Raw genomic sequence first — 24,035 nt, 5'->3', positions numbered from 1 at the left:
TGACAAACGTGGGAGGTATGCTCCTTGATCGACGTTAATAATTTTGAGTATATGCAAATTGGATTGGCGTCACCGGACAAGATTCGCTCCTGGTCTTACGGGGAAGTGAAAAAACCGGAAACCATCAACTACCGCACTTTGAAGCCGGAAAAAGAAGGCCTGTTTTGCGAGAAAATTTTTGGTCCTACCAAAGATTGGGAGTGCCACTGCGGTAAGTACAAACGTGTCCGTTACAAAGGAGTTGTCTGTGACCGTTGTGGCGTAGAGGTGACACGTTCCAAAGTACGGCGTGAGAGAATGGGGCATATTGAACTGGCCGCCCCAGTCTCCCATATTTGGTATTTCAAAGGCATTCCGAGCCGCATGGGTTTAACGCTGGATATGAGCCCCCGGGCTCTGGAAGAGGTCATTTACTTTGCTTCTTATGTCGTGATTGATCCCGGTGAAACACCTTTAGAGAAGAAACAGTTGTTATCCGAAAAGGAATACCGCAGTTACCGTGAAAAATACGGCCAGGCGTTCAAAGCAGGGATGGGAGCTGAAGCGATTAAGGAGCTACTTTTAGATCTGGACCTCGATAAAGAAGTAGAGATGTTGAAGGAAGAACTAAAGACAGCCCAGGGCCAGCGCCGCAACCGTGCGATTAAGCGCTTGGAGGTTCTGGAAGCTTTTAGAAACTCAGGTAATCATCCGTCGTGGATGATTTTGGATGTCTTGCCGGTCATTCCGCCTGAGCTGCGCCCCATGGTCCAGCTGGACGGTGGCCGTTTCGCCACCTCTGACTTGAATGACTTGTACCGCCGGGTGATTAACCGTAACAACCGCTTAAAGCGCCTTTTGGATCTTGGCGCTCCGGAGATCATTGTCCAAAACGAAAAACGGATGCTGCAAGAAGCGGTTGATGCCCTGATCGACAATGGCCGCCGGGGCCGGCCGGTAACCGGACCAGGAAACCGCCCCTTGAAATCATTAAGCCATATGTTAAAGGGTAAGCAAGGGCGTTTCCGTCAAAATCTGTTGGGTAAACGTGTGGACTATTCCGGCCGTTCCGTGATTGTGGTGGGTCCGCAGTTGAAAATGTATCAGTGCGGTTTGCCCAAAGAGATGGCGTTGGAGTTGTTTAAGCCCTTCGTGATGAAGGAGCTTGTCCGCCGTGAAATTGCCCACAACATCAAGAGCGCCAAGCGCAAGGTGGAGCGCGTCAATCCTGAAGTATGGGATGTTTTGGAAGATGTCATCAAAGAGCATCCCGTGCTGTTAAACCGCGCGCCAACTCTGCACCGCTTGGGCATCCAGGCCTTTGAACCCGTCCTGGTTGAAGGCCGGGCCATTAAACTGCACCCGCTGGTGTGTACGGCCTACAACGCCGATTTTGATGGCGACCAGATGGCGGTGCATGTGCCCTTATCGGCCGAAGCCCAGGCTGAAGCCCGCATTTTGATGCTGGCGGCCCAAAATATTTTGAATCCTAAAGATGGTAAACCCGTCGTGACACCGTCACAGGATATGGTACTGGGCAACTATTACATCAGCATGGAGAGAGCGGGGGCTATCGGGGAAGGGAGTATTTTCCACAGTCCCGCTGAAGCGATCTCGGCTTACCAGAACGGCTATGTTCATCTGCACACCCGGATCGCCATCAAAGCAGGTTCGCTGAACAAAGATTCCTTTACTGAAAAACAGAAAAACGCCTTGCTGATTACGACGGTGGGTAAAATCATCTTTAACGAAATTTTACCCAAGTCATTCCCGTACATTAATGAACCGACCAAAGAGAACTTGCAAAAGAACACACCTGACAAATACTTTATCTATGACAAGGGTGTCAATGTCAAAGAAAAAATCGCCAGCATGCCCCTTGTTCAGCCCTTTAAGAAAGGGTTTTTGGGCGATATTATCGCCGAGGTGTTCAAACGCTACCAGATCACTGAAACATCCAAAATGCTGGACCGCTTGAAAGATCTGGGCTTCTCTTACTCAACCAAAGCTGGCATTACGATTGGCATGGCCGATATCGTCGTTTTAGAAGAAAAGAAAGAAATTCTGGAACGGGCTGAAAAAGAGGTAGCCGTGGTCACTAAACAGTTCCGGCGCGGTTTAATCACCGAGGAAGAACGTTATGACAAAGTGATCGCGATCTGGAGCAAAGCAAAAGATGAGATTCAAGAGAAGTTGATGAAATCTCTGGATCCGCTCAACCCGATCTATATGATGGCAGATTCCGGTGCGCGGGGTAACGCCTCTAACTTCACCCAGCTGGCCGGTATGCGCGGTTTAATGGCCAACCCCTCTGGGCGGATTATTGAGTTGCCGATTAAGTCCAGCTTCCGGGAAGGGCTCACCGTGTTGGAGTACTTTATCTCCACCCACGGGGCTCGCAAAGGGTTGGCTGATACGGCGTTGAAGACAGCAGACTCCGGTTACCTGACACGCCGACTGGTCGATGTGGCCCAGGATGTGATTGTGCGCGAAGCCGATTGCGGAACAGACCAGGGTGTGGATGTCACCGCCTTGCAAGACGGCCGGGAAGTGATCGAATCGCTCACTGAACGGATTGTGGGCCGCTTGGCTTTTGAGACGGTGAAGCATCCGGAAACCGGCGAAGTGCTGGTTCGTCCCAATGAAATGATAACAGAGGATATTGCCGCCAAAATTGAACAGGCCGGCATTACCAAAGTACGGATTCGCAGCGTCTTTACTTGCCGCACAAGACACGGCGTTTGTCAGAAGTGTTACGGACGCAACCTGGCCACTGGAAACTTGGTTGAAATCGGTGAGGCTGTGGGTATTATTGCTGCCCAGTCCATCGGTGAACCAGGTACTCAGCTGACCATGCGCACCTTCCACACGGGTGGTGTTGCCGGCGATGACATTACCCAAGGTTTGCCCCGGGTGCAAGAGTTGTTTGAGGCCCGTAATCCAAAAGGTCAAGCGGTAATCTCTGAAGTGGACGGTGAAGTGATCGAGATCAAAGAAGTGAAAGACCACCGTGAAATTGTGGTCCAAGGTGAAGTGGAAGCACGCAGTTATCCTGTCCCGTACGGTTCCCGCCTCAAGGTGAGTGTTGGTGACAAAGTAGTCGCCGGTCAAGACTTGACCGAAGGTTCCGTTGATCCGAAGGAACTGCTTAAAGTACAAGGTGTACGGGGCGTGCAAACCTATCTCTTGAAAGAGGTCCAAAAAGTGTACCGCATGCAAGGGGTTGAGATCGGCGACAAACATATTGAAGTGATGGTCCGCCAGATGCTGCGCAAAGTGCGGGTCATCGACCCGGGCGATACGGATCTCCTTCCGGGAGCCATGATTGATGTCCACGAGTATGAAGATGCGAATACCAAAATGTTTGCCCAAGGCGGGCGTCCGGCCACTGCAAGGCCCGTTCTGCTGGGCATTACCAAAGCATCCCTTGAAACGGACTCCTTCCTGTCCGCTGCTTCCTTCCAGGAAACGACGCGTGTCTTGACTGATGCAGCGATCAAAGGAAAACGTGATCCGCTCTTGGGCTTGAAAGAGAATGTGATCATCGGCAAGCTGATTCCGGCTGGCACGGGCATGGCCCGATACCGCTTGACCAAAGTGGTTCATGCGGAGGAGCAACAAAAAGCTAAAGATCAGGAAAAGCAAACACCCGAAGTGAACCAGGATGAACCTGTTGCCGTGGAAAAATGATATTGACAGGCAAAGTCGAGGATGATATTATATCAACTGTGTGTCAGAAAGTCCTGTCGCTTTGGAGGATGCTTATGTCTTATGAAAAAGTGAAGCAGGCACAAAAAGTGAAAGTGGGTTTAAAGCAAACGTTAAAAGCGGTTGAGCGGGGAGAAGCCAAAGAGGTGATCATCGCCCAAGATGCTGACCCACAGTTGATTTCCCGTATCAAAGCGGCGTGTGAAAACCATCAAGTCCCCGTGAGTTATGTTGATTCCATGCGCAAACTTGGCAAAGTGTGCGGCATTGATGTTGGCGCAAGCAGTGTGGTCATCGAAAAGTAATGGACAGCATGTTTTTGTTCAGGCCATTGTGCCTGAACAAAAACTTTACTTTTATCCAGGATGAACCACCCGGATCTGTGTGCATGAATTGGAAGGAGGTGTAAATATGCCAACAATTAACCAGCTCGTACGCAAAGGTCGTAAAGTAAAAGTGACCAAGTCCAAATCACCTGCTTTGCAAAAAGGTTACAACAGTTTCCGCAAAGAACAAATTGACTTGAGTTCACCTCAAAAGCGCGGGGTATGTACACGTGTAGGCACCATGACGCCTAAAAAACCAAACTCTGCTCTGCGTAAGTATGCCCGTGTACGTTTAACCAACGGCATTGAGGTTACCGCATATATCCCTGGTATCGGCCACAACTTGCAGGAGCACAGCGTTGTGTTATTCGCGGGGCTTTGGATACTGCTGGTGTTCAAGACCGCAAACAAGGCCGTTCCAAATACGGAACGAAGCGTCCGAAGAAATAAGAGCATTGATTGATTATCCAGCTGATAGGTTAAAAGACAAAGGAATCACGACAAAGGTGAGAAGGATCGGATGGCGCGGCTTAAGCCGCTGCTATCCAACACAAAAATGGTCAAAAAGGAGGGAGACACGATGCCTCGCAAAGGTCCTGTGCCACGCCGAGACGTACTACCTGATCCAATCTATAACAGCAAACTGGTTACCCGCTTAATCAACCGCATTATGAAAGACGGGAAAAAAGGGAAAGCTGAACGTATTCTTTACCGTGCCTTCGATATTGTCCGTGAGCGCACAGGTAAAGACCCGATGGAAGTCTTTGAGCAGGCGTTAAAGAATGTGATGCCTGTTTTGGAAGTTAAAGCGCGCCGTGTGGGTGGTGCCAACTATCAAGTGCCAGTTGAAGTGCGCCCTGAACGACGCATTTCTTTAGGTTTGCGCTGGATTGTCAACTATGCCCGTCTGCGCGGGGAGAAAACCATGGAGGAACGCTTGGCTGCCGAAATTATTGATGCAGCGAATAACACGGGTGCTGCGGTTAAGAAACGTGAAGATACGCATAAAATGGCTGAAGCCAACCGAGCTTTTGCCCACTATCGCTGGTAAGTTGAGGCTACATTGTTCAGAAAGGAGAAGAAGGTATGCCTAGGGAGTTCTCCTTAGAAAAGACGCGCAATATCGGGATTATGGCCCATATTGACGCAGGGAAAACAACCACGACCGAGCGCATCTTGTTCTATACCGGCCGCACACACAAAATCGGAGAAGTTCATGAGGGTGCGGCAACAATGGACTGGATGGAACAAGAACAAGAGCGCGGGATTACGATCACCTCTGCTGCCACCACTGCGCAATGGAAGGGTCACCGGATCAATATTATCGATACACCTGGGCACGTCGATTTCACCGTTGAAGTTGAACGCTCCCTGCGCGTATTAGATGGAGCGGTCGCTATTCTGGATGCTAAAAGCGGTGTTGAACCGCAAACGGAGACGGTTTGGCGCCAGGCGACCACCTATCATGTGCCCCGCATTGTCTATGTCAATAAAATGGACGCTGTAGGTGCCGATTTTCTGGCGTCTGTCAAAAGTTTGGAGGAGCGCCTGCAAGCTAAGCCTGTTCCTGTTCAGCTTCCCATCGGAGCAGAAGATACCTTTCAGGGGATTATTGACTTAGTCATTATGAAAGCCTACTACTACCTGGATGATCTGGGTACACGCAGTGAGGCCCGTGAGATCCCCGACGAGTATAAGGAATTAGCTGAAGAATGGCGCACCTACCTGCTTGAAACCGTAGCTGAAACCGATGAAGAATTAATGATGAAATATCTTGAAGGTGAAGAGCTGACGGTTGAAGAAATCAAAGCGGCATTACGCAAGGGGACATGTAACCTGGAGTTTTATCCCGTGTTCTGTGGTTCCTCTTATAAGAATAAAGGGGTACAACTCTTGTTAGATGGTGTTGTTGATTATCTGCCTTCTCCGCTGGATATTCCGGCCATTAAAGGGGAGCTGCCGGACAGCAAGGAGGAGGTGACCCGTGAGGCTGATGACAACGCACCTTTCGCTGCTTTAGCTTTCAAAATCATGTCCGATCCTTATGTGGGTAAATTGACGTTCTTCCGTGTTTACTCTGGTACGCTGAAATCTGGTTCTTACGTGCTTAACTCCACGAAGGGCAAACGGGAGCGGATTGGGCGTATCCTGCAAATGCATGCCAACCACCGCGAAGAAATCTCCGAAGTTTACGCCGGAGACATTGCCGCTGCTGTGGGGTTGAAAGATACGACAACAGGGGATACATTGTGTGATGAGAAAAATCCGGTTATCCTGGAGTCCATGACCTTCCCAGAGCCCGTCATTAAACTGGCGATTGAGCCTAAGACCAAGGCGGACCAAGAAAAGATGGCCATTGCTTTGGCTAAGCTGGCCGAAGAAGACCCCACATTCCGTACCGAAACCGATGAAGAAACCGGCCAAACCACGATTGCCGGTATGGGCGAGCTGCACTTGGATATCATTGTCGACCGTCTCAAGCGGGAGTTTAAAGTTGAGGCCAATGTCGGGAATCCGCAAGTGGCCTATAAAGAAACCTTTACCACATCAGCTAAAGTGGAAGGCAAGTTCATCCGTCAGTCTGGTGGACGCGGTCAATACGGCCACGTTTGGATTGAATTTGAACCGCTTGAGAGAGGACAAGGCTTCGAATTCGTCAACAAAATTGTTGGTGGGGTTGTGCCTAAAGAGTACATTCCTGCCGTACAGCAAGGTATTGAAGAGGCAATGCAAAACGGTGTGTTAGCCGGTTATCCTATGGTTGACTTGAGGGCTACACTCTTTGATGGAAGTTACCATGATGTGGACTCCAGTGAGATGGCCTTCAAAATCGCCGCTTCCATGGCTTTGAAAGAAGCAGCTAAAAAATGTAATCCTGTTTTGCTCGAACCCATTATGAAAGTGGAAGTCGTTGTGCCTGAAGAATACATGGGTGATGTCATGGGTGACATTAACGCCCGCCGCGGACGGGTAGAAGGAATGGATACTCGCGGCAACGCCCAGGTGATCAGAGCGATGGTGCCCTTGTCTGAAATGTTTGGCTATGCTACCACATTGCGTTCCAAAACACAAGGGCGCGGCACATACACGATGGTCTTTGATCACTACGAAGAGGCACCCAAGAACATTGCTGATGCCATTGTGGAAAAATCAAAAGCATAACAGGCACAGCTATTGTCAAGCCCAGTTATCATGTTGTAAGCTAAGAAAGGATTCAGCTGGATCACCACATGGTGATGAATCCTTTCTTAACTCCTATAAAATCCCATACTTAAAAACTTAAAAAATAATTCTCTTAATTAAAGGAGGAACATCATAATGGCTAAAGAAAAGTTCGAACGTACCAAGCCGCACGTCAACGTTGGTACGATTGGTCACGTTGACCATGGTAAAACAACCTTAACTGCTGCCATTACCACTGTATTGGCTCAAACCGGTAAAGCTCAAGCTCAAGCCTATGATGCCATCGACAAAGCACCTGAAGAGCGCGAGCGCGGAATCACCATTTCTACTGCACACGTTGAGTATGAAACAGACAAACGTCACTATGCTCACGTAGACTGCCCGGGTCACGCTGACTATGTTAAAAACATGATCACCGGTGCTGCTCAAATGGACGGTGCCATCCTGGTTGTATCTGCTGCCGACGGCCCGATGCCCCAAACTCGTGAGCACATTCTGTTGTCCCGTCAGGTCGGCGTACCTGCTATCGTTGTCTTCCTGAACAAATGTGATATGGTTGACGACGAAGAATTGCTGGAGCTTGTTGAAATGGAAGTGCGTGACCTGCTCAACGAATACGAATTCGACGGGGACAACGTGCCTGTCATTAAAGGATCTGCTTTAAAAGCACTGGAAGATCCTACTGGTGAATGGGCTCAAAAAATCCTTGAATTAATGGATGCTGTAGACGAATATATCCCGACACCTGAACGTGATGTGGATAAACCGTTCCTGATGCCGGTTGAGGACGTGTTCTCCATCACTGGCCGCGGAACCGTTGCTACTGGCCGTGTTGAGCGCGGTGTTGTTAAAGTGGGTGACGAAGTAGAAATTCTTGGTTTGAGAGATGAGCCTAAGAAAACCACTGTTACCGGTGTAGAGATGTTCCGTAAAATTCTTGACGAAGCTCAAGCTGGTGACAACATCGGTGCCCTGTTGCGTGGTGTCAACCGTGATGAAGTAGAGCGCGGCCAAGTATTGATTAAACCCGGCACCGTAAAAGCACACAAAAAATTCAAATGCCAAGTTTACGTGTTGAGCAAGGAAGAAGGTGGACGTCACACTCCATTCTTCTCTAACTACCGTCCTCAATTCTACTTCCGCACCACTGACGTAACCGGCATCATCAAGTTGCCCGAAGGCGTAGAAATGGTTATGCCTGGGGACAACGTAGAAATGGAAGTTGAATTGATCTCTCCGATCGCTATTGAAGACGGTACTCGCTTTGCGATCCGTGAAGGTGGACGCACTGTAGGTGCCGGTGCCGTTACTGAAATCATTGAGTAATTGCAGACACAAGTCTGAAATAGCGTAAAATTAAAGAGGCTATTGGTGATCCGGCCAATAGCCTCTTTTTTGTGAGACATATTGTGTTATCATGGTTTATTTTCATATCCTGATCTGCTTATACCCTGTATCTTCCAAGTCCCCCAAAAGAGTTGTGCCTTGCATTTTACTTTTATTTATTATAAGATAGTCAAGTGCCAGACAGGAGAAGCTTGGATTTTTGCTTGCGTCCCCTTTAATCATTCGGTATAATAAGATTTGTTGGTTTTTAAGGGTGCGATGAAGCAGGAGGTTACCGACACACCCGGCCCCTTTGCCATGGGAGGTGTCGGATAATTTCTGCAGAGTAGGTCTGATTTTAAATTGGGCGAAAAGGAGGGACAAAAATGGCAAAACAAAAAATCAGAATCCGCTTGAAAGCTTATGATCACAGAATTCTGGATCAGTCTGCAGAGAAAATCGTAGACACGGCCAAGCGTTCCGGAGCTGAGGTTTCCGGCCCGATTCCGCTGCCGACTGAAAAAACGGTCTACACCATTTTGCGTGCTGTGCACAAGTACAAAGATTCCCGTGAGCAATTCGAAATGAGAACTCACAAGCGTTTGATTGACATTTTAAATCCCACGCCGCAAACCGTAGATTCTCTGATGCGCCTGGATCTGCCGAGCGGTGTTGATATTGAAATCAAATTGTAACATATCCGTTAAAAGCGGCGGATAGATATAAAGACGACTGATAGGAAATGGTTCACACAAGCGAGTAAAATAAGAGCTGAGAATATGATTAGGAGGTGGACTTCATGACCAAGGGTATCTTAGGTAAAAAACTGGGCATGACCCAAGTGTTTGCAGAAGACGGGACGCTTATTCCTGTAACGGTTATCCAAGCTGGTCCGTGTGTGGTCATGCAAAAGAAAACCCAGGAAAATGACGGCTACGAAGCCATTCAGCTTGGGTTCGAAGATAAAAAGGCACACCGTGCCAACCGTCCCGAAAGAGGGCATGCTGCTAAAGCAAACACTACACCTAAGCGCTACATTAAAGAAATTCGTGGCGTAGATTTAGATCAATATGAAGTTGGTCAGGAAGTGAAAGTCGATATTTTTAAAGACGGAGAATATGTAGATGTGACTGGGACATCTAAGGGGAAAGGATTCCAAGGTGCAATTAAACGCCATGGATTTTCCCGCGGACCAATGTCACACGGTTCCCGTTATCACCGCGGTCCTGGTTCCTTGGGTGCTATCGATCCGATGCGTGTTTTCAAAGGTCGTCCATTACCTGGACGCATGGGCGGTGACCGGGTGACCATTCAAAAACTTAAAGTGATTAAAGTGGATCCTGAACGTAACCTGCTGTTGGTGAAAGGTTCCGTGCCCGGGCCTAAAAACAGCTATGTCATGGTTCGGTCTTCTGTCAAGGCATAATGGTTAATGTTCGGATGAAAGGAGGAAACATCATGCCTAAAGTAACCCTATACAATCAAAACGGCTCTATAGTCGGTGAGATTGAACTGGCAGACAGTGTTTTTGGCATTGAGCCTAACCAATATGTGCTTCATGATGCAGTTGTAATGCAGCGCGCCTCCATGAGAGCCGGCACACATGCCACTAAAAACCGTGCTGCTGTTCGGGGCGGTGGACGCAAACCCTGGAGACAAAAAGGGACTGGACGTGCCCGTCACGGTTCCATCCGCGCGCCGCAATGGGTTGGCGGTGGCGTTGTGTTTGGGCCTACACCGCGCAAGTACGGCTATAAACTTCCGAAAAAAGTTCGCCGCTTAGCAATTAAATCGGCTCTGTCATCCAAAGTGAAAAACGATGAAATCAAGGTGTTGGACCAGTTGACGCTGGAGAAACCCAAAACAAAAGAAATGGTCAACATCCTCAAAAATTTAGATGTGAACCGCAAAGCGTTAATTGTGACTGATAACTATGATGACAACGTCGCTTTATCCAGCCGCAACATTCCGGGTGTCACATTTGTCACCGCCGAAGGCATTAATGTGCTGGATGTTTTAGCCCACGACACCTTGATCATCACTAAGGATGCGGTAGCCAAAGTGGAGGAGGTGTTTCAATAATGAAAGACCCTCGCGACATTATTAAGCGGCCGATCATTACTGAGCGCTCCACTGATTTGATGGAACAAAAAAAATACGTGTTTGAAGTGGACGTTAAAGCTAACAAGACGGAAATTAAGAAAGCTGTGGAGCAAATTTTTGACGTTAAAGTAGTCAAGGTGAACACCATTAATATGAAGAAAAAACCGAAGCGTTTTGGTCGGTTCAGCGGGTTTACACCTCGCCGTAAAAAAGCGATTGTCCAGCTCTCTGAGGACAGCAAACCATTAGAGTTCTTTGAAGGTGCTTAAGTCAACAAGATGAAAGGAGGACTTAAGGATGGGTATAAAAAAATACAAACCAACTTCCCCTGGTCGCCGTAACATGACCGTTTCCACATTTGAAGAGATTACGACCGACCAGCCTGAAAAATCCTTGCTAGCCCCGTTAACCAAAAAAGCGGGACGCAACAACCAAGGGCGGATTACCACTCGTCACAGAGGCGGTGGTCATAAACGCAAATACCGGATTATTGACTTCAAACGGGATAAAGATGGCATTCCCGGCCGAGTGGCTACCATTGAATATGATCCTAACCGTTCAGCAAACATTGCTCTTATTCACTATTTCGATGGTGAAAAGCGCTATATTATTCATCCCAAAGGGCTAAAAGTAGGTGACATCATTGAATCTGGCCCGCAAGCGGACATTAAAGTGGGCAATGCCTTGCCTTTGGAAAACATTCCTGTCGGTACGGTGATTCACAATATCGAACTGAAGCCTGGTAAAGGCGGCCAGCTGGTTCGTGCTGCTGGTACGGAAGCCCAGCTGCTTGGTAGAGATGGAGATTATGCGATTGTCCGCCTGAATTCAGGAGAAGTGCGCATGATCCGCAAGGAATGCCGGGCCACGATCGGTCAAGTGGGTAACGTTGATCATGAGCTTGTGCGCATTGGTAAAGCAGGCCGTGCCCGTTGGCTGGGAAGACGTCCAACTGTGCGTGGATCTGCCATGAACCCGGTTGATCACCCGCATGGTGGTGGTGAAGGTAAAGCGCCAATTGGACGGAAGTCACCAATGACGCCTTGGGGCAAGCCAACACTGGGTTATAAGACACGCAAGAAAAATCATCCGTCTGACAAGTATATTATTCGCCGTCGGAAAAAATAAGAACTTAAAAAGCAGTGTTTGAAGGGAGGGACCATTTCTATGGGTCGCAGCTTAAAAAAAGGACCTTTTGTCGATGACCACTTAATGAAAAAGATTAAAGAGCTGAATGAAAAAAACGAAAAGAAAGTGATCAAAACCTGGTCCAGACGTTCTACGATTTTTCCTGAGTTTGTCGGACACACCATTGCCGTTTATGATGGACGCAAACATGTTCCGGTTTACATTACAGAAGATATGGTCGGCCACAAGCTTGGAGAATTTGCGCCAACCCGCACATTTAAGGGCCATGCGGGTGACGACAAGAAAACGAAGCGCTAAGCATGAGGGGAGGTTATGACTCGTGGAAGCAAGAGCAGTAGCCAGATACGTGCGGATTGCTCCTCGCAAAGTTCGCCTTGTGATCGACTTGATCCGGGGGAAAGAGGTCGGAGAAGCAATCGCCATTTTAAGACACACACCCAAAGCAGCATCCCCGGTGGTGGAAAAACTGTTAAAATCGGCGGTTGCCAATGCAGAGCATAACTATAACATGGATCCCGACAATCTGGTGATCAGCAAAATCTATTGTGACGAAGGTCCGACTTTGAAACGCTTCCGCCCGCGTGCCATGGGGCGTGCAAGCAGGATAAATAAGCGTACGAGCCACATTACCGTTGTATTGACTGAAAAGAAGGAGGGTTAATGCGTGGGTCAAAAAGTAAGTCCAAAGGGCCTCAGAATCGGCATTATCCGTGACTGGGAATCTAGATGGTATGCCGAGAAAGAATATGCCGACTACTTGCATGAAGACCTTAAGATTCGCAACTACATTGAAGAGAGATTAAAAGACGCGGCTGTCTCTACCATTGAAATTGAGCGTGCAGCCAACCGCGTTAACATTACGATTCATACGGCTAAGCCTGGAATGGTGATCGGTAAAGGCGGCTCCGAAGTTGAAGCGTTAAGAAAAGCTTTAAATAAAATGACGGGCAAACGGGTTCATTTAAATATCAGCGAAATCAAGCAGCCTGATCTTGATGCTAAACTCGTGGCCGAAAACATTGCCCGTCAGATCGAAAACCGGATCTCCTTCAGACGGGCTATGAAACAAGCGATTCAACGCACCATGCGTGCCGGGGCTAAAGGGATCAAAACGATGGTGAGCGGTCGTTTGGGTGGTGCAGACATCGCCCGCAGTGAAGGTTATAGCGAAGGAACAGTTCCATTGCATACCTTGCGTGCGGATATTGACTATGGTACCGCTGAAGCGGACACCACTTACGGAAAAATTGGCGTCAAAGTATGGATTTACCGTGGAGAAGTTCTGCCTCAAAAGAGAAAGAAGAGAGCGGAAGGAGGTCAATAATCATGCTAATGCCGAAACGTGTTAAATACCGTAAAGAGCATCGCGGCAGAATGAAAGGGCGCGCCAAAGGCGGCACAGAAGTTACCTTCGGCGAATACGGCTTGCAAGCTCTTGAGCCTGCCTGGATCACCAACCGCCAAATTGAAGCTGCCCGTGTGGCCATGACACGCTATATCAAACGTGGCGGTAAGGTATGGATCAAGATTTTCCCATCCAAGCCCTACACGAAGAAGCCGTTGGAGGTGCGCATGGGTTCCGGTAAAGGTTCTCCGGAAGGATGGGTTGCTGTTGTCAAACCTGGCAAAGTGATGTTTGAACTGGCCGGCGTGCCTGAAGAAGTTGCCCGTGAAGCTTTAAGATTAGCCTCACACAAACTTCCGATCAAAACGAAGTTTGTCAAACGTGAAGGTGTGGGTGGTGAGCACAATGAAAGCTAGCGAATTCCGTAACATGACCACGGCCGAAATCGAGCAAAAAATTGCTGCTTTAAAGGAAGAGTTGTTTAACCTTCGTTTTCAATTGGCAACAGGACAACTGGACAATACGGCACGCATTCGTCAGGTACGCAAAGACATTGCCCGAGCAAAAACTGTGTTGCGCGAAAGGGAACTGGGCATTAACTCCAAATAATCGAAAGGGGGTTGCAAGATGGCAGAACGTAATCGACGCAAAGTTCAAATCGGAAGAGTCGTCAGTGATAAAATGGACAAAACCATTACGGTCGCTGTTGAAACGTACAAAATGCACCCGCTGTACAAAAAGCGTGTGAAATACACTAAAAAATATAAAGCCCATGATGAACACAATCAGGCTAAAGTGGGCGACATTGTAAAAATCATGGAAACTCGTCCGCTGTCCAAAGAGAAGCGTTGGCGTCTGGTTGAAATCGTCGAAGAAGGTGTCATCATTTAAGGATTCACTCGCCTTTCCTAACGAAATGGCTTAGCAGAGAGGAGGTCTTAGGATGATTCAACAAGAGACTCGTTTGAAAGTGGCTGACAATACCGGAGCAAGAGAACTCTTGTGCATCAAAGTGCTTGGTGGTTCCGGTCGCAAATATGCCAATATCGGAGATATGATTGTCTGCTCGGTGAAGGATGCAACACCCGGAGGCGTTGTTAAAAAAGGTGATGTGGTCAAAGCAGTCGTTGTGCGCTCCAAAAAAGGTGTTCGCCGCAAGGACGGATCTTATATTCGCTTTGATGAAAATGCTGCCGTCATCGTACGTGATGATAAAAGTCCCCGCGGCACACGTATTTTCGGCCCAGTGGCTCGTGAGCTGCGTGACAAAGACTTTATGAAAATTATTTCCCTTGCCCCTGAGGTGCTTTAAGTGAGAAAGCGATAAAAGGGATGGAACGATCACAACCTGAGATTGACAGGTAGGAGGTGCACAACAGATGCATGTCAAAAAAGACGATATCGTCATGGTGATTGCCGGTAAAGACAAAGGAAAGAAGGGGCGCGTCATTGCCGCTTATCCCCGCAAAAACCGTGTTTTGGTTGAAGGGGTTAATCTGGTCAAAAAACATCAAAAACCCAATCAGGCCAATCCCCAAGGGGGCATTATTACCCAAGAAGCGCCCATTCATGTTTCCAATGTGATGCCGCTCGATCCGAAAACAGGCGAGCCAACCCGCGTGGGGTACAAAGTGCTGGAAAACGGCAAAAAAGTACGCATCGCCAAAAAGTCCGGTGAGCCATTGGATAAATAATGGAGTTTGAAAGGAGGTTGTCACTCATGGCAGCAAGATTGCTGGAAAAATACCGCAATGAAGTCGTTCCTGCGCTCATGCAAAAGTTTAATTATAAAAACGTCATGCAAGTGCCTAAGATTGAAAAAGTTGTGATCAACATGGGAATTGGAGAAGCAGCTCACAACCCCAAGGTGCTGGACGGCGCTGTTGCTGACCTTCAAGCCATCACAGGCCAAAAGCCGGTGATTACCCGCGCCAAAAAGTCCATTGCCGGTTTTAAAATTCGCGAAGGGATGCCTATCGGTGCCAAAGTGACCCTGCGCGGGGAACGGATGTATCACTTCCTGGATAAACTGTTTAATGTTGCTTTGCCCCGGGTGCGTGACTTTAGAGGCGTATCCCCTAAATCCTTTGACGGACGGGGAAACTACACGTTAGGTTTGAAAGAACAACTGATTTTTCCTGAGATCGACTACGATAAAATTGACAAAGTGCGCGGCATGGATGTGGTGATTGTGACCACAGCCCAAACGGATGAAGAATGCAGAGCCTTGCTTGATGAAATGGGTATGCCTTTCAGAAAGTAAACAACGGAGAAATGTAGCGGCAGATCCCGTTAAATCTCAAACACGTGACAGAAGGAGGGAATCAACAAAGTGGCCAAAAAATCCATGATCGCCAAAGCCAAGCGGAAGCCGAAATTTAAAGTGCGTGCTTACACCCGTTGTGAGCGTTGCGGCCGCCCCCATTCGGTTTACCGTAAATTTAGGTTGTGCCGTATCTGTTTCCGTGAATTGGCCTACAAAGGTCAAATTCCTGGTGTGAAAAAAGCAAGTTGGTAATCCCGAGCTTGGGAAGGAAGGAGGTAATTTGGAATGGCAATGACAGATCCTATTGCTGATATGCTGACACGTATTCGCAACGCAAATGCTGTTCGTCACGAATATATAGAAGTACCGGCTTCTAATCTGAAAAAGCAAATTGCGGAGATTTTAAAGCGCGAAGGATTTATTCGTGATGCGGAATATATTGAAGATAACAAACAAGGGATTATCCGTATCTATCTAAAATACGGACCGAACAATGAACGGGTCATCACCGGATTGAAACGGATTAGTAAACCAGGCTTGCGCGTCTACGTTAAAAGTCATGAACTTCCCCGCGTTTTGGGCGGTTTGGGCATTGCGATTATCTCCACATCCAAAGGTGTCATGACTGACAAAGAAGCACGCCGGCAAAATGTAGGCGGCGAGGTTATCGCTTACGTCTGGTAAACACAGAGCAGAAACGGAGGTGTTTTTATGTCACGCATTGGCATAAAGCCGGTCCAAATCCCAGATGGGGTAGAGGTTAAGGTTAACGGTAATGAAGTGACCGTCAAAGGACCGAAGGGTGAACTTTCCCGCCAATTTCATCCTGATATGCAAATTAGTGTTGAAGACAATCAAGTGGTCGTTGAAAGACCTTCTGACGATAAGCTGCACAAATCCCTGCATGGCACGACCCGTTCACTGATTGCCAACATGGTGGAGGGTGTGACCAAGGGATATGAAAAAAGCCTGGAACTTGTTGGGGTTGGATACCGTGCCCAAAAAAGCGGCAATAAGCTGGTGCTAAACGTGGGTTACTCTCATCCCGTTGAGATTGTGCCTGAAAAAGGCATTGAGATCGAGGTTCCTTCCCAAACCAAAATCACAGTAAAAGGCATTGACAAAGAGCGTGTCGGTGCTGTGGCCGCCAAGATACGCGCTGTGCGTGAACCCGAGCCTTATAAAGGCAAAGGGATTCGCTATGAAGGAGAGCATGTTCGCCGTAAAGAAGGTAAGACAGGTAAGTAAAGGAGGGTAAGCCATGATCACAAAAGTGGACAAAAATAAAGCGCGTAAAAAGCGCCATGCCCGGGTGAGACGCAAAGTGTTCGGGACACCGGAACGTCCACGCCTGAATGTGTTCCGGTCTACGAAACATATCTATGCCCAGCTCATCGATGATATGGAAGGAAGAACACTTGTCTCGGCTTCCACTTTAGATAAAGAGTTGCGCGATAAGATTGAGTATGGCGGTAATATAGAAGCAGCTCAGCAGGTAGGTGCCTTGCTGGCCAAGCGTGCGATCGAAAAAGGATACCAAAAGGTCGTATTCGATCGCGGCGGCTACCTCTATCATGGCCGTGTCAAAGCACTGGCTGATGCTGCTCGCGAAGGTGGTTTGCAATTCTAATGTTCAAAGGAGGGAAAAACATGCAGATCGACCCTAATAAACTAGAACTGGAAGAAAAAGTCGTCGCCATTAAGCGTGTGGCCAAAGTGGTTAAAGGTGGCCGTCGCTTCCGGTTTAGTGCACTGGTTGTGGTAGGAGACCGCAATGGCCATGTTGGTTTCGGCTTAGGTAAAGCAGGTGAGGTACCGGATGCGATCCGCAAAGGAATTGAAGCAGCGAAGAAAAATTTGATTAAAGTGCCTATTGTTAAATCCACCATTCCCCATGAAATCATCGGTCATCACGGTGCCGGAAAAGTGCTGATGAAACCTGCCTCAAAAGGTACGGGAGTTATTGCCGGGGGTCCTGTCCGTGCCGTTTTGGAACTGGCTGGCGTACAAGATATCTTGACCAAATCACTGGGCAGCTCCAATGCCATTAATATGGTCCGGGCTACCTTTGAAGGCTTGCAGCGCCTCAAAACAGCTGAAGAAGTAGCCAGACTACGGGGTAAGACCGTTGAGGAACTGTTAGGATAAGGAGGGAGAACAGATGGCAAAAAAATTGGCGATCACCCTCAAACGCAGTGTGATAGGTCGTAAACCCGATCAACGGAAGACTATTGAAGCTTTAGGACTCAAAAAACGCCATCAAACTGTGGTGCATCAAGATAATCCTGCCATCCGCGGCATGATCAATAAAGTGAGCCATTTGGTTGAAGTCGAAGAAGTGGAGCAATAAAACAGCCACTGAGCACAGAGGAGGTGTATCGTTGTGAAACTGCATGAATTGAAACCAGCACCTGGATCTCGCAAAGCACGTAAACGTGTCGGCCGAGGCATTGGCAGCGGCATGGGTAAGACAGCAGGTCGCGGAACAAAAGGGCAAAAGGCCCGTGCGGGTGGAGGCGTTCGTCCTGGCTTTGAAGGTGGTCAAATGCCATTATACCGCCGCTTGCCCAAGCGAGGGTTTAACAACCCGACCCGCAAAGAGTATGCCATTGTTAATCTGGAGACGCTCAACCGCTTTGAAGAAGGCACTACTGTTACACCTGAGCTGCTAAAAGAAATCGGTATCGTTAAAAACTTAAAAGATGGCCTTAAAATCCTGGGCGACGGCGAGCTTAAGGTGAAGTTAACGGTGAAAGCCAACAAATTCTCCCAATCCGCCATCGAAAAAATTGAAGCTGCCGGTGGAAAAACTGAGGTGATTTAATGTTTGCCACAATCTCCAACATTATGAAAGTGGAAGACCTTCGGCGCAAAATCATCTTTACCCTGCTGGTGTTAATTATCTTTCGCATCGGGGCTTTTATCCCCGTACCCAACGTTAATCCCAATGTGATCAATCTGTATGACCAAGCCAATGTGTTGGGGATTATCAGCATTTTAGGCGGGGGAGCCCTGGAGCGTTTCTCCATTTTTGCCATGGGGGTCATGCCGTATATTACGGCCTCCATTATTGTGCAACTGTTAACCATGGACGTGATTCCTAAGTTTGCCCAATGGGCCCGGGAAGGGGAAGCCGGACGGCGTAAACTGGCTCAGGTTACCCGTTATGGCACTGTCGTACTCGCCTTTGTTCAGGCCATTGGGATGTCCATTGGCTTTAACAACTTGTTTCCTGGCCTCGTGGTCAACCCCGGTTTGGGCACCTATTTGTATATTGCCGTGATTTTAACAGCAGGCACCACTTTCCTGATGTGGCTGGGTGAACAAATTACCGAGAAAGGCATTGGCAACGGTATCTCCATCTTGATCTTTGCTGGAATTGTGGCAGCCATACCGAGTAGCTTGAATCAAATTTATCTCAGTGAGTTTGGTGAAGGAGCCAACATTTTCTTTGGTGTTCTCAAAGTGGTCATTCTGGCCTTGGTTGTGTTAGCCGTTGTGGCTGGCGTGATCTATATTCAACAAGGTGTGCGCAAAATTCCGGTCCAATATGCCAAGCGCGTGGTCGGACGGCGCATGTATGGTGGGCAATCCACCCATATCCCGCTGAAGGTTAATGCCGCAGGGGTGATTCCGGTCATCTTTGCCATGTCCTTAATCTTCTTCCCGCCAACAATAGCCATGTTTTTTGCCGGAAACCCCATAGCGGATTGGGTGATTAATCATTTTGACTATACCAGCCCGATTGGGATGTTTTTCTACGTGATTCTGATCATTGGTTTCACCTATTTCTATACGTTTGTGCAAATCAACCCTATACAGATAGCGGAAAACATGAAGAAGCATGGCGGCTATATCCCTGGCATTCGTCCCGGCAAAACAACATCTACCTATCTGACACGCATCTTAAACCGCATCACACTGGCTGGCGCCCTATTCTTGGCAGCTGTGTCTATTTTACCTGTCTTTTTCTCAGCCCTGGCCAACCTGCCTCCTACGGTGACCATCGGAGGTACAGCGCTCTTAATTGTGGTCGGCGTGGCTTTAGAGACCATGAAGCAGGTCAACAGCCAGCTGGTGAAGCGCCACTATAAAGGGTTTATTAAATAAACCATCTTTAGTATGTGGAGGGGTTTGATGAATCTTGTACTCATGGGTTTGCCGGGGGCCGGAAAGGGAACCCAGGCGGAAAAGATTGTTGACACCTTTGGCATTCCGCATATTTCGACGGGTGATATGTTCCGCGGTGCCATCAAAGACGGAACCCCGCTCGGTCGGGAGGCTAAAGCCTATATGGACCGGGGGGAACTGGTCCCTGATGAAGTCACCATAGGTATTGTTAAAGAACGATTAGCCAAAGATGATTGTAAACAAGGCTTTTTGCTTGACGGTTTCCCCCGTACCGTGGCTCAAGCAGAAGCATTGGATGATATATTGGCAAAATCCGGCCGGAAATTGGATCATGTGATTTATATTGAAGTGGCCCAGGAAACATTGTTGAAACGCTTGACCGGCCGGCGCATTTGTCGTGATTGTGGTGCCACTTACCACGTGTTATTCAACCCTCCGAAGCAAGAAGGTGTGTGCGACAGGTGTGGAGGTTCACTCTACCAGCGTGATGATGACAGTGAAGAAACGGTTCAAACACGCCTTGAGGTGAACCTGAAGCAGCAAGAACCACTCCTTAACTTCTACAAGCAGAAAGGTTATCTGCGCACAGTTAACGGAGAGCAAGACATTCAGCAGGTATTTGGCGACATCACCACGATTTTAAGAGGTCAGACACCATGATTGTCACCAAATCCAAGCAAGAACTTGAGCTTATGAGAGAAGCAGGGCGTATTGTAGCTCTGGTGCACCAAGCATTACAAGAAGTCATAGAACCTGGGATTACAACCAAAGAGCTCGATGCCCTGGCGGAGAAAGTGATTCGGTCACATGGAGCAACGCCTTCCTTCAAAGGTTATGGAGGCTTTCCTGGCAGTATATGCACCTCGGTTAACGAAGAACTTGTTCATGGTATTCCGTCGGAGCGCAAACTAAAAGAAGGCGATATCATCAGCATTGATGTGGGCGCCAATTTCAAAGGCTATCATGGTGACTCTGCCTGGACGTATCCGGTTGGGAAAATCAGTGAGGAGGACCAGCGTCTGCTCACCATTACGGAGCAATCGCTGTACAAAGGGTTGGCTGAAGCAAAGCCCGGTGCCCGCTTGTCCAACATTTCCCATGCGATTCAAACCTATGTGGAAGCCGCCGGTTTCTCCATTGTCCGGGAATATGTGGGGCACGGGATCGGCACCAAGCTTCATGAAGATCCGCAGATCCCCAACTTTGGTCCGCCCAACCGGGGACCCCGCTTAAAACCCGGCATGGTACTGGCCATCGAACCGATGGTCAATGCCGGTACCCGGCATGTGCGCACCTTAGATGATAACTGGACGGTTGTGACCCAAGACAAGCGAAACTGTGCTCATTTTGAGCACACCATAGCCATTACGGAAACAGGATATGAGATCCTGACTAAACTTTAAGGGGTAGGTGACCCATTGTGACCGATTCACAATCATTACCCCAGATTGGCCAAGTCGTTCGTATCCTGCGTGGGAGAGATGCTGGACAATATGCTATTGTCATTAAAATTTTGGATGAGCGCTTTGTGCTGATTGCCGATGGCAACAAACGCAAATTTGACTCTCCCAAGAAAAAGAACATCAAGCATCTTCAGCTTTGTCGCCATGTCGCAACCGTTGTAAAAGAGAGCATCCAGGAAACAGGGCGAGTCACAAATGGCAAACTACGCTTCGCTTTGAACAAGTTTAAAGAAACCCTAAACGACGAGGAGAAAGGAGAGTGATTCCATGGCCAAAGAAGATGTGATTGAGATGGAAGGCACTGTGATCGAACCTTTACCCAATGCCATGTTCCGTGTAGAATTAGAGAATGGTCATAAGGTGCTGGCCCATGTCTCTGGAAAAATCAGAATGCACTTCATTCGCATCTTGCCTGGAGACAAAGTGACTGTTGAATTATCTCCTTATGACCTGACCCGTGGTCGAATCACTTACCGTTACAAATAACCTGTTTGCTTTTGGCAAGGCTCTAGCCAACAAAAGGAGGTTTTAACATGAAAGTAAGACCATCCGTCAAACCGATATGTGAAAAATGCAAAGTGATCCGCCGCAAAGGGACCGTTATGGTCATTTGTGAAAATCCAAAGCATAAACAACGTCAAGGATAAAACAACGGCTAGGAGGTGTACAGTCAAATGGCACGTATTGCAGGTGTCGATATTCCCCGAGATAAGCGCGTTGAAATCGCCTTAACCTACATTTATGGGATCGGCCGCTCCACTGCCAAGAAAATTTTACAGGAAACCGGCGTCAATCCAGATACGCGTGTGCGTGATCTGACAGAAGAAGAAACGGCTAAAATTCGTGACTACATTGACCGCAACTTGACTGTTGAAGGGGATCTTCGCCGCGAAGTGTCCCTCAACATCAAGCGTTTAATCGAGATCGGCTGCTATCGTGGCATCCGTCACCGCCGCGGATTGCCGGTACGCGGTCAACGTACCAAAACCAATGCCCGCACGCGCAAAGGTCCTCGCCGTACGGTGGCCAACAAGAAAAAATAAATCTAAAGGAGGGTTAGGTTATGGCTAAAACAAGAACGCGTGTTAAACGTCGGGACCGTAAAAATGTGGAATCTGGCATTGCCCATATTAAGTCTACTTTTAACAATACCATCGTGACCATTACGGACAAACACGGGAACACCATTGCTTGGTCCAGTGCCGGTAACGTTGGGTTTAAAGGATCACGCAAAAGCACGCCTTTTGCAGCACAAATGGCAGCAGAAGCAGCGGCCAAATCAGCAATGGAACATGGCATGAAAGAAGTTGAAGTGATGGTTAAAGGTCCTGGAGCCGGGCGTGAAGCAGCTATCCGTTCTCTTCAAGCTGCTGGTCTTGAGGTGAACACGATCAAAGACGTGACACCTATTCCGCACAACGGGTGTCGCCCGCCAAAACGCCGTCGCGTCTGAGGCAAGGATACTGGCAACCGGCCGTCCAAGCATTTATCGGCGGTATATGGTATAAATTGCCTTGGTTTGTGCCATAATGGAATGGTAAGCGAATTGTGTCTTGCAGGCGATTTGGCGTTTTGAAGGAGGGTTCGTTGGATGATAGAAATCGAAAAGCCGAGGGTTGAAGTGGTAGAAACGGCGGAGGACGGCACCTATGGTAAGATTGTAGTGGAACCATTGGAAAGAGGATATGGCACCACACTGGGCAACTCTTTGCGTCGCGTGTTACTCTCTTCACTTCCGGGGGCCGCTTGCCGCACGGTTCAAATTGATGGTGTCTTGCATGAGTTTTCCACCATTGAAGGGGTTGTGGAAGACACGACGGAAATCATTTTGAATCTTAAGCAGCTGGCCCTTAAGATTCATACAGATGAGGAGAAAACCCTGGAAATTGATGCGGAAGGAAAAGGTGTTGTTACCGCTGCCGATATTCGCCATGACAGTGACGTGGAAATTTTAAACCCAGACCTTCATATTGCCACTCTGGCTGAAGGTGCCAGACTTCATATGAAAATCACAGCAGGACGGGGCCGGGGTTATGTTCCAGCGGAAGCGAATAAGCGCCCCGATCACCCCATTGGTGTTATTGCCATTGACTCGATTTATTCTCCCGTCTCCAGAGTGAACTATCAGGTAACCAATACCCGTGTGGGTCAGGTGACCAACTATGACAAACTCACCTTAGAGGTGTGGACAAACGGCAGTTTGCGCCCGGAAGAAGCAGTCAGCCTGGGAGCCAAAATCTTGTCAGAGCATCTCGCTCTTTTTATCGGCCTGACAGATGAAGCGCAAGAAGCTGAAATTATGGTTGAAAAAGAGGAAGATCAAAAAGAAAAAGTACTGGAAATGACCATCGAAGAACTCGACTTATCGGTACGCTCCTATAACTGCTTAAAACGGGCGGGGATTAATACCGTTCAAGAGCTGACCCAAAAAACGGAAGAAGACATGATGAAGGTTCGCAACCTCGGGAAAAAATCTTTGGAAGAAGTGCAGTCCAAACTGGCCGAATTGGGACTGTCTTTGCGCAAAGATGATTAAGTCTGTATAAAAGATGTTGAACTAAGTTGAGCAGAATATTTGCTACAAGGGGGGAAGCAAGATGGCTCGAAAATTAGGACGCAAAACTGGCGCTCGCAAAGCTCTGTTGCGCGATTTAGTAACGGACCTGTTTATTTATGAACGCATTGAAACCACTGAAGCAAAAGCAAAAGATGTGCGTTCCATCGCTGAGAAAATGATCACCCTCGCTAAGCGTGGAGATCTTCATGCCCGCCGTCAGGTGGCTGCTTTTGTCCGCAAAGAAGTAGCCGACGCTGAGACAGGCAAGGATGCCATTCAGAAGCTGTTTGATGACATTGCCCCACGTTATGAAGACCGTCAAGGTGGCTACACACGCATCCTGAAACTTGGTCCACGCCGCGGAGACGGAGCGCCTATGGTATATCTTGAACTCGTTAAATAGATCGTATGCGCGTTTAAACATTAAGCAGTGTGCCTAATTTGATACAGACCCATTTGTCTCAGCCAAAAGGGTGAGGACAGAATCAAAACTGGTTTC

The 24,035-nt window shown here is 48.3% G+C and carries 36 protein-coding genes and 1 pseudogene; all 37 read left to right on the top strand.

The window, feature by feature from the left end; translation table 11 throughout:
* Positions 1-24 precede the first annotated feature (24 nt).
* The 37 genes and pseudogenes from rpoC to rplQ all read left to right on the top strand — a co-directional run bounded on the left by rpoC (position 25) and on the right by rplQ (position 23,939).
* A complete protein-coding gene (rpoC, locus tag IEW48_RS06605) occupies positions 25-3,669 on the top strand; it encodes a DNA-directed RNA polymerase subunit beta' (protein WP_188623099.1) in 3,645 nt (1,214 codons plus the stop codon).
* A gap of 74 nt (positions 3,670-3,743) precedes the next feature.
* Positions 3,744-3,992 carry a 50S ribosomal protein L7ae-like protein gene (locus IEW48_RS06600; protein ID WP_188623098.1) on the top strand — a complete coding sequence of 83 codons (249 nt, stop codon included), beginning with the start codon at positions 3,744-3,746 and terminating at the stop codon, positions 3,990-3,992.
* 106 nt (positions 3,993-4,098) lie between these two features.
* Positions 4,099-4,463 (top strand): annotated as a pseudogene (gene rpsL / locus IEW48_RS06595) (30S ribosomal protein S12).
* A gap of 130 nt (positions 4,464-4,593) precedes the next feature.
* Positions 4,594-5,064 (top strand): 30S ribosomal protein S7, encoded by a 471-nt coding sequence (rpsG, locus tag IEW48_RS06590; protein ID WP_042685906.1) that lies wholly within the window; start codon positions 4,594-4,596, stop codon positions 5,062-5,064.
* 35 nt (positions 5,065-5,099) lie between these two features.
* Positions 5,100-7,175: an elongation factor G gene (fusA, locus tag IEW48_RS06585; protein ID WP_188623097.1), complete on the top strand. Its 2,076-nt coding sequence runs from the start codon at positions 5,100-5,102 to the stop codon at positions 7,173-7,175.
* Between the two features lie 156 nt (positions 7,176-7,331).
* Complete coding sequence (gene tuf, locus IEW48_RS06580; RefSeq protein ID WP_188623096.1) at positions 7,332-8,522, top strand: elongation factor Tu; 1,191 nt, start codon at positions 7,332-7,334, stop codon at positions 8,520-8,522.
* 386 nt (positions 8,523-8,908) lie between these two features.
* Positions 8,909-9,217 carry a 30S ribosomal protein S10 gene (rpsJ, locus tag IEW48_RS06575; protein WP_007505928.1) on the top strand — a complete coding sequence of 103 codons (309 nt, stop codon included), beginning with the start codon at positions 8,909-8,911 and terminating at the stop codon, positions 9,215-9,217.
* Between the two features lie 104 nt (positions 9,218-9,321).
* Entirely contained in the window at positions 9,322-9,948 is a 627-nt protein-coding gene (gene rplC / locus IEW48_RS06570) for a 50S ribosomal protein L3 (RefSeq protein WP_007505927.1), read from the top strand.
* A gap of 32 nt (positions 9,949-9,980) precedes the next feature.
* Positions 9,981-10,604: a 50S ribosomal protein L4 gene (rplD, locus tag IEW48_RS06565; protein ID WP_007505926.1), complete on the top strand. Its 624-nt coding sequence runs from the start codon at positions 9,981-9,983 to the stop codon at positions 10,602-10,604.
* Positions 10,604-10,894 carry a 50S ribosomal protein L23 gene (gene rplW / locus IEW48_RS06560; RefSeq protein ID WP_007505925.1) on the top strand — a complete coding sequence of 97 codons (291 nt, stop codon included), beginning with the start codon at positions 10,604-10,606 and terminating at the stop codon, positions 10,892-10,894. Before rplD ends, rplW begins: the two co-directional genes overlap by 1 nt.
* A 28-nt stretch (positions 10,895-10,922) precedes the next feature.
* Positions 10,923-11,753, top strand: a complete 831-nt coding sequence (gene rplB / locus IEW48_RS06555) for a 50S ribosomal protein L2 (RefSeq protein WP_007505924.1) — start codon at positions 10,923-10,925, stop codon at positions 11,751-11,753.
* Positions 11,754-11,792: 39 nt separating this feature from the next.
* Entirely contained in the window at positions 11,793-12,071 is a 279-nt protein-coding gene (gene rpsS / locus IEW48_RS06550; RefSeq protein WP_007505923.1) for a 30S ribosomal protein S19, read from the top strand.
* 22 nt (positions 12,072-12,093) lie between these two features.
* Positions 12,094-12,435, top strand: a complete 342-nt coding sequence (gene rplV / locus IEW48_RS06545) for a 50S ribosomal protein L22 (RefSeq protein ID WP_007505922.1) — start codon at positions 12,094-12,096, stop codon at positions 12,433-12,435.
* Positions 12,436-12,438: 3 nt separating this feature from the next.
* Positions 12,439-13,098 carry a 30S ribosomal protein S3 gene (gene rpsC, locus IEW48_RS06540; protein WP_007505921.1) on the top strand — a complete coding sequence of 220 codons (660 nt, stop codon included), beginning with the start codon at positions 12,439-12,441 and terminating at the stop codon, positions 13,096-13,098.
* 2 nt (positions 13,099-13,100) lie between these two features.
* Positions 13,101-13,535 (top strand): 50S ribosomal protein L16, encoded by a 435-nt coding sequence (gene rplP, locus IEW48_RS06535; protein WP_007505920.1) that lies wholly within the window; start codon positions 13,101-13,103, stop codon positions 13,533-13,535.
* A complete protein-coding gene (rpmC, locus tag IEW48_RS06530) occupies positions 13,525-13,728 on the top strand; it encodes a 50S ribosomal protein L29 (protein WP_007505919.1) in 204 nt (67 codons plus the stop codon). The genes rplP and rpmC overlap by 11 nt, the downstream gene beginning before the upstream one ends.
* An 18-nt stretch (positions 13,729-13,746) precedes the next feature.
* Positions 13,747-14,010 carry a 30S ribosomal protein S17 gene (gene rpsQ / locus IEW48_RS06525; protein WP_188623095.1) on the top strand — a complete coding sequence of 88 codons (264 nt, stop codon included), beginning with the start codon at positions 13,747-13,749 and terminating at the stop codon, positions 14,008-14,010.
* A 52-nt stretch (positions 14,011-14,062) separates the two neighbouring features.
* Positions 14,063-14,431 (top strand): 50S ribosomal protein L14, encoded by a 369-nt coding sequence (gene rplN / locus IEW48_RS06520; RefSeq protein WP_007505917.1) that lies wholly within the window; start codon positions 14,063-14,065, stop codon positions 14,429-14,431.
* Between the two features lie 67 nt (positions 14,432-14,498).
* Complete coding sequence (rplX, locus tag IEW48_RS06515; protein WP_007505916.1) at positions 14,499-14,813, top strand: 50S ribosomal protein L24; 315 nt, start codon at positions 14,499-14,501, stop codon at positions 14,811-14,813.
* A 26-nt stretch (positions 14,814-14,839) separates the two neighbouring features.
* Complete coding sequence (gene rplE, locus IEW48_RS06510) at positions 14,840-15,382, top strand: 50S ribosomal protein L5 (RefSeq protein WP_007505915.1); 543 nt, start codon at positions 14,840-14,842, stop codon at positions 15,380-15,382.
* A gap of 69 nt (positions 15,383-15,451) precedes the next feature.
* Positions 15,452-15,637 (top strand): type Z 30S ribosomal protein S14, encoded by a 186-nt coding sequence (locus IEW48_RS06505; protein WP_007505914.1) that lies wholly within the window; start codon positions 15,452-15,454, stop codon positions 15,635-15,637.
* Between the two features lie 33 nt (positions 15,638-15,670).
* The gene (gene rpsH / locus IEW48_RS06500) at positions 15,671-16,069 is read left to right on the top strand and encodes a 30S ribosomal protein S8 (protein ID WP_007505913.1); all 399 of its coding nucleotides are present in this window, start codon (positions 15,671-15,673) and stop codon (positions 16,067-16,069) included.
* 27 nt (positions 16,070-16,096) lie between these two features.
* Positions 16,097-16,633, top strand: a complete 537-nt coding sequence (gene rplF, locus IEW48_RS06495) for a 50S ribosomal protein L6 (RefSeq protein ID WP_188623094.1) — start codon at positions 16,097-16,099, stop codon at positions 16,631-16,633.
* A 13-nt stretch (positions 16,634-16,646) separates the two neighbouring features.
* A complete protein-coding gene (gene rplR, locus IEW48_RS06490) occupies positions 16,647-17,015 on the top strand; it encodes a 50S ribosomal protein L18 (RefSeq protein WP_188623093.1) in 369 nt (122 codons plus the stop codon).
* 20 nt (positions 17,016-17,035) lie between these two features.
* Entirely contained in the window at positions 17,036-17,533 is a 498-nt protein-coding gene (gene rpsE / locus IEW48_RS06485) for a 30S ribosomal protein S5 (RefSeq protein WP_007505910.1), read from the top strand.
* A 13-nt stretch (positions 17,534-17,546) separates the two neighbouring features.
* Positions 17,547-17,735, top strand: a complete 189-nt coding sequence (gene rpmD / locus IEW48_RS06480; protein WP_007505909.1) for a 50S ribosomal protein L30 — start codon at positions 17,547-17,549, stop codon at positions 17,733-17,735.
* A 33-nt stretch (positions 17,736-17,768) separates the two neighbouring features.
* Entirely contained in the window at positions 17,769-18,209 is a 441-nt protein-coding gene (rplO, locus tag IEW48_RS06475) for a 50S ribosomal protein L15 (RefSeq protein WP_188623092.1), read from the top strand.
* A complete protein-coding gene (gene secY, locus IEW48_RS06470; RefSeq protein ID WP_188623091.1) occupies positions 18,209-19,495 on the top strand; it encodes a preprotein translocase subunit SecY in 1,287 nt (428 codons plus the stop codon). The genes rplO and secY overlap by 1 nt, the downstream gene beginning before the upstream one ends.
* 27 nt (positions 19,496-19,522) lie before the next feature.
* Positions 19,523-20,176, top strand: coding sequence for an adenylate kinase (locus IEW48_RS06465; RefSeq protein ID WP_007505906.1), 654 nt, complete (start codon positions 19,523-19,525; stop codon positions 20,174-20,176).
* Positions 20,173-20,919, top strand: coding sequence for a type I methionyl aminopeptidase (map, locus tag IEW48_RS06460; RefSeq protein ID WP_188623090.1), 747 nt, complete (start codon positions 20,173-20,175; stop codon positions 20,917-20,919). Before IEW48_RS06465 ends, map begins: the two co-directional genes overlap by 4 nt.
* Before the next feature lie 17 nt (positions 20,920-20,936).
* Entirely contained in the window at positions 20,937-21,242 is a 306-nt protein-coding gene (locus tag IEW48_RS06455; RefSeq protein WP_188623089.1) for a KOW domain-containing RNA-binding protein, read from the top strand.
* A 4-nt stretch (positions 21,243-21,246) separates the two neighbouring features.
* Complete coding sequence (gene infA, locus IEW48_RS06450; RefSeq protein ID WP_007505903.1) at positions 21,247-21,465, top strand: translation initiation factor IF-1; 219 nt, start codon at positions 21,247-21,249, stop codon at positions 21,463-21,465.
* A gap of 47 nt (positions 21,466-21,512) precedes the next feature.
* Positions 21,513-21,626: a 50S ribosomal protein L36 gene (gene rpmJ / locus IEW48_RS06445; protein WP_007505902.1), complete on the top strand. Its 114-nt coding sequence runs from the start codon at positions 21,513-21,515 to the stop codon at positions 21,624-21,626.
* 27 nt (positions 21,627-21,653) lie between these two features.
* Entirely contained in the window at positions 21,654-22,022 is a 369-nt protein-coding gene (rpsM, locus tag IEW48_RS06440) for a 30S ribosomal protein S13 (RefSeq protein WP_188623088.1), read from the top strand.
* Positions 22,023-22,042: 20 nt separating this feature from the next.
* A complete protein-coding gene (rpsK, locus tag IEW48_RS06435) occupies positions 22,043-22,432 on the top strand; it encodes a 30S ribosomal protein S11 (protein WP_007505900.1) in 390 nt (129 codons plus the stop codon).
* Positions 22,433-22,570: 138 nt separating this feature from the next.
* Entirely contained in the window at positions 22,571-23,515 is a 945-nt protein-coding gene (locus tag IEW48_RS06430; protein ID WP_188623087.1) for a DNA-directed RNA polymerase subunit alpha, read from the top strand.
* A 61-nt stretch (positions 23,516-23,576) separates the two neighbouring features.
* Positions 23,577-23,939, top strand: coding sequence for a 50S ribosomal protein L17 (rplQ, locus tag IEW48_RS06425; protein ID WP_188623086.1), 363 nt, complete (start codon positions 23,577-23,579; stop codon positions 23,937-23,939).
* Positions 23,940-24,035: the final 96 nt, after the last annotated feature.

The sequence above is a fragment of the Caldalkalibacillus thermarum genome (assembly GCF_014644735.1).
Classification (GTDB): Bacteria; Bacillota; Bacilli; order Caldalkalibacillales; family Caldalkalibacillaceae; genus Caldalkalibacillus; species Caldalkalibacillus thermarum.
This window is presented reverse-complemented; position numbering and strand designations above follow the sequence as displayed.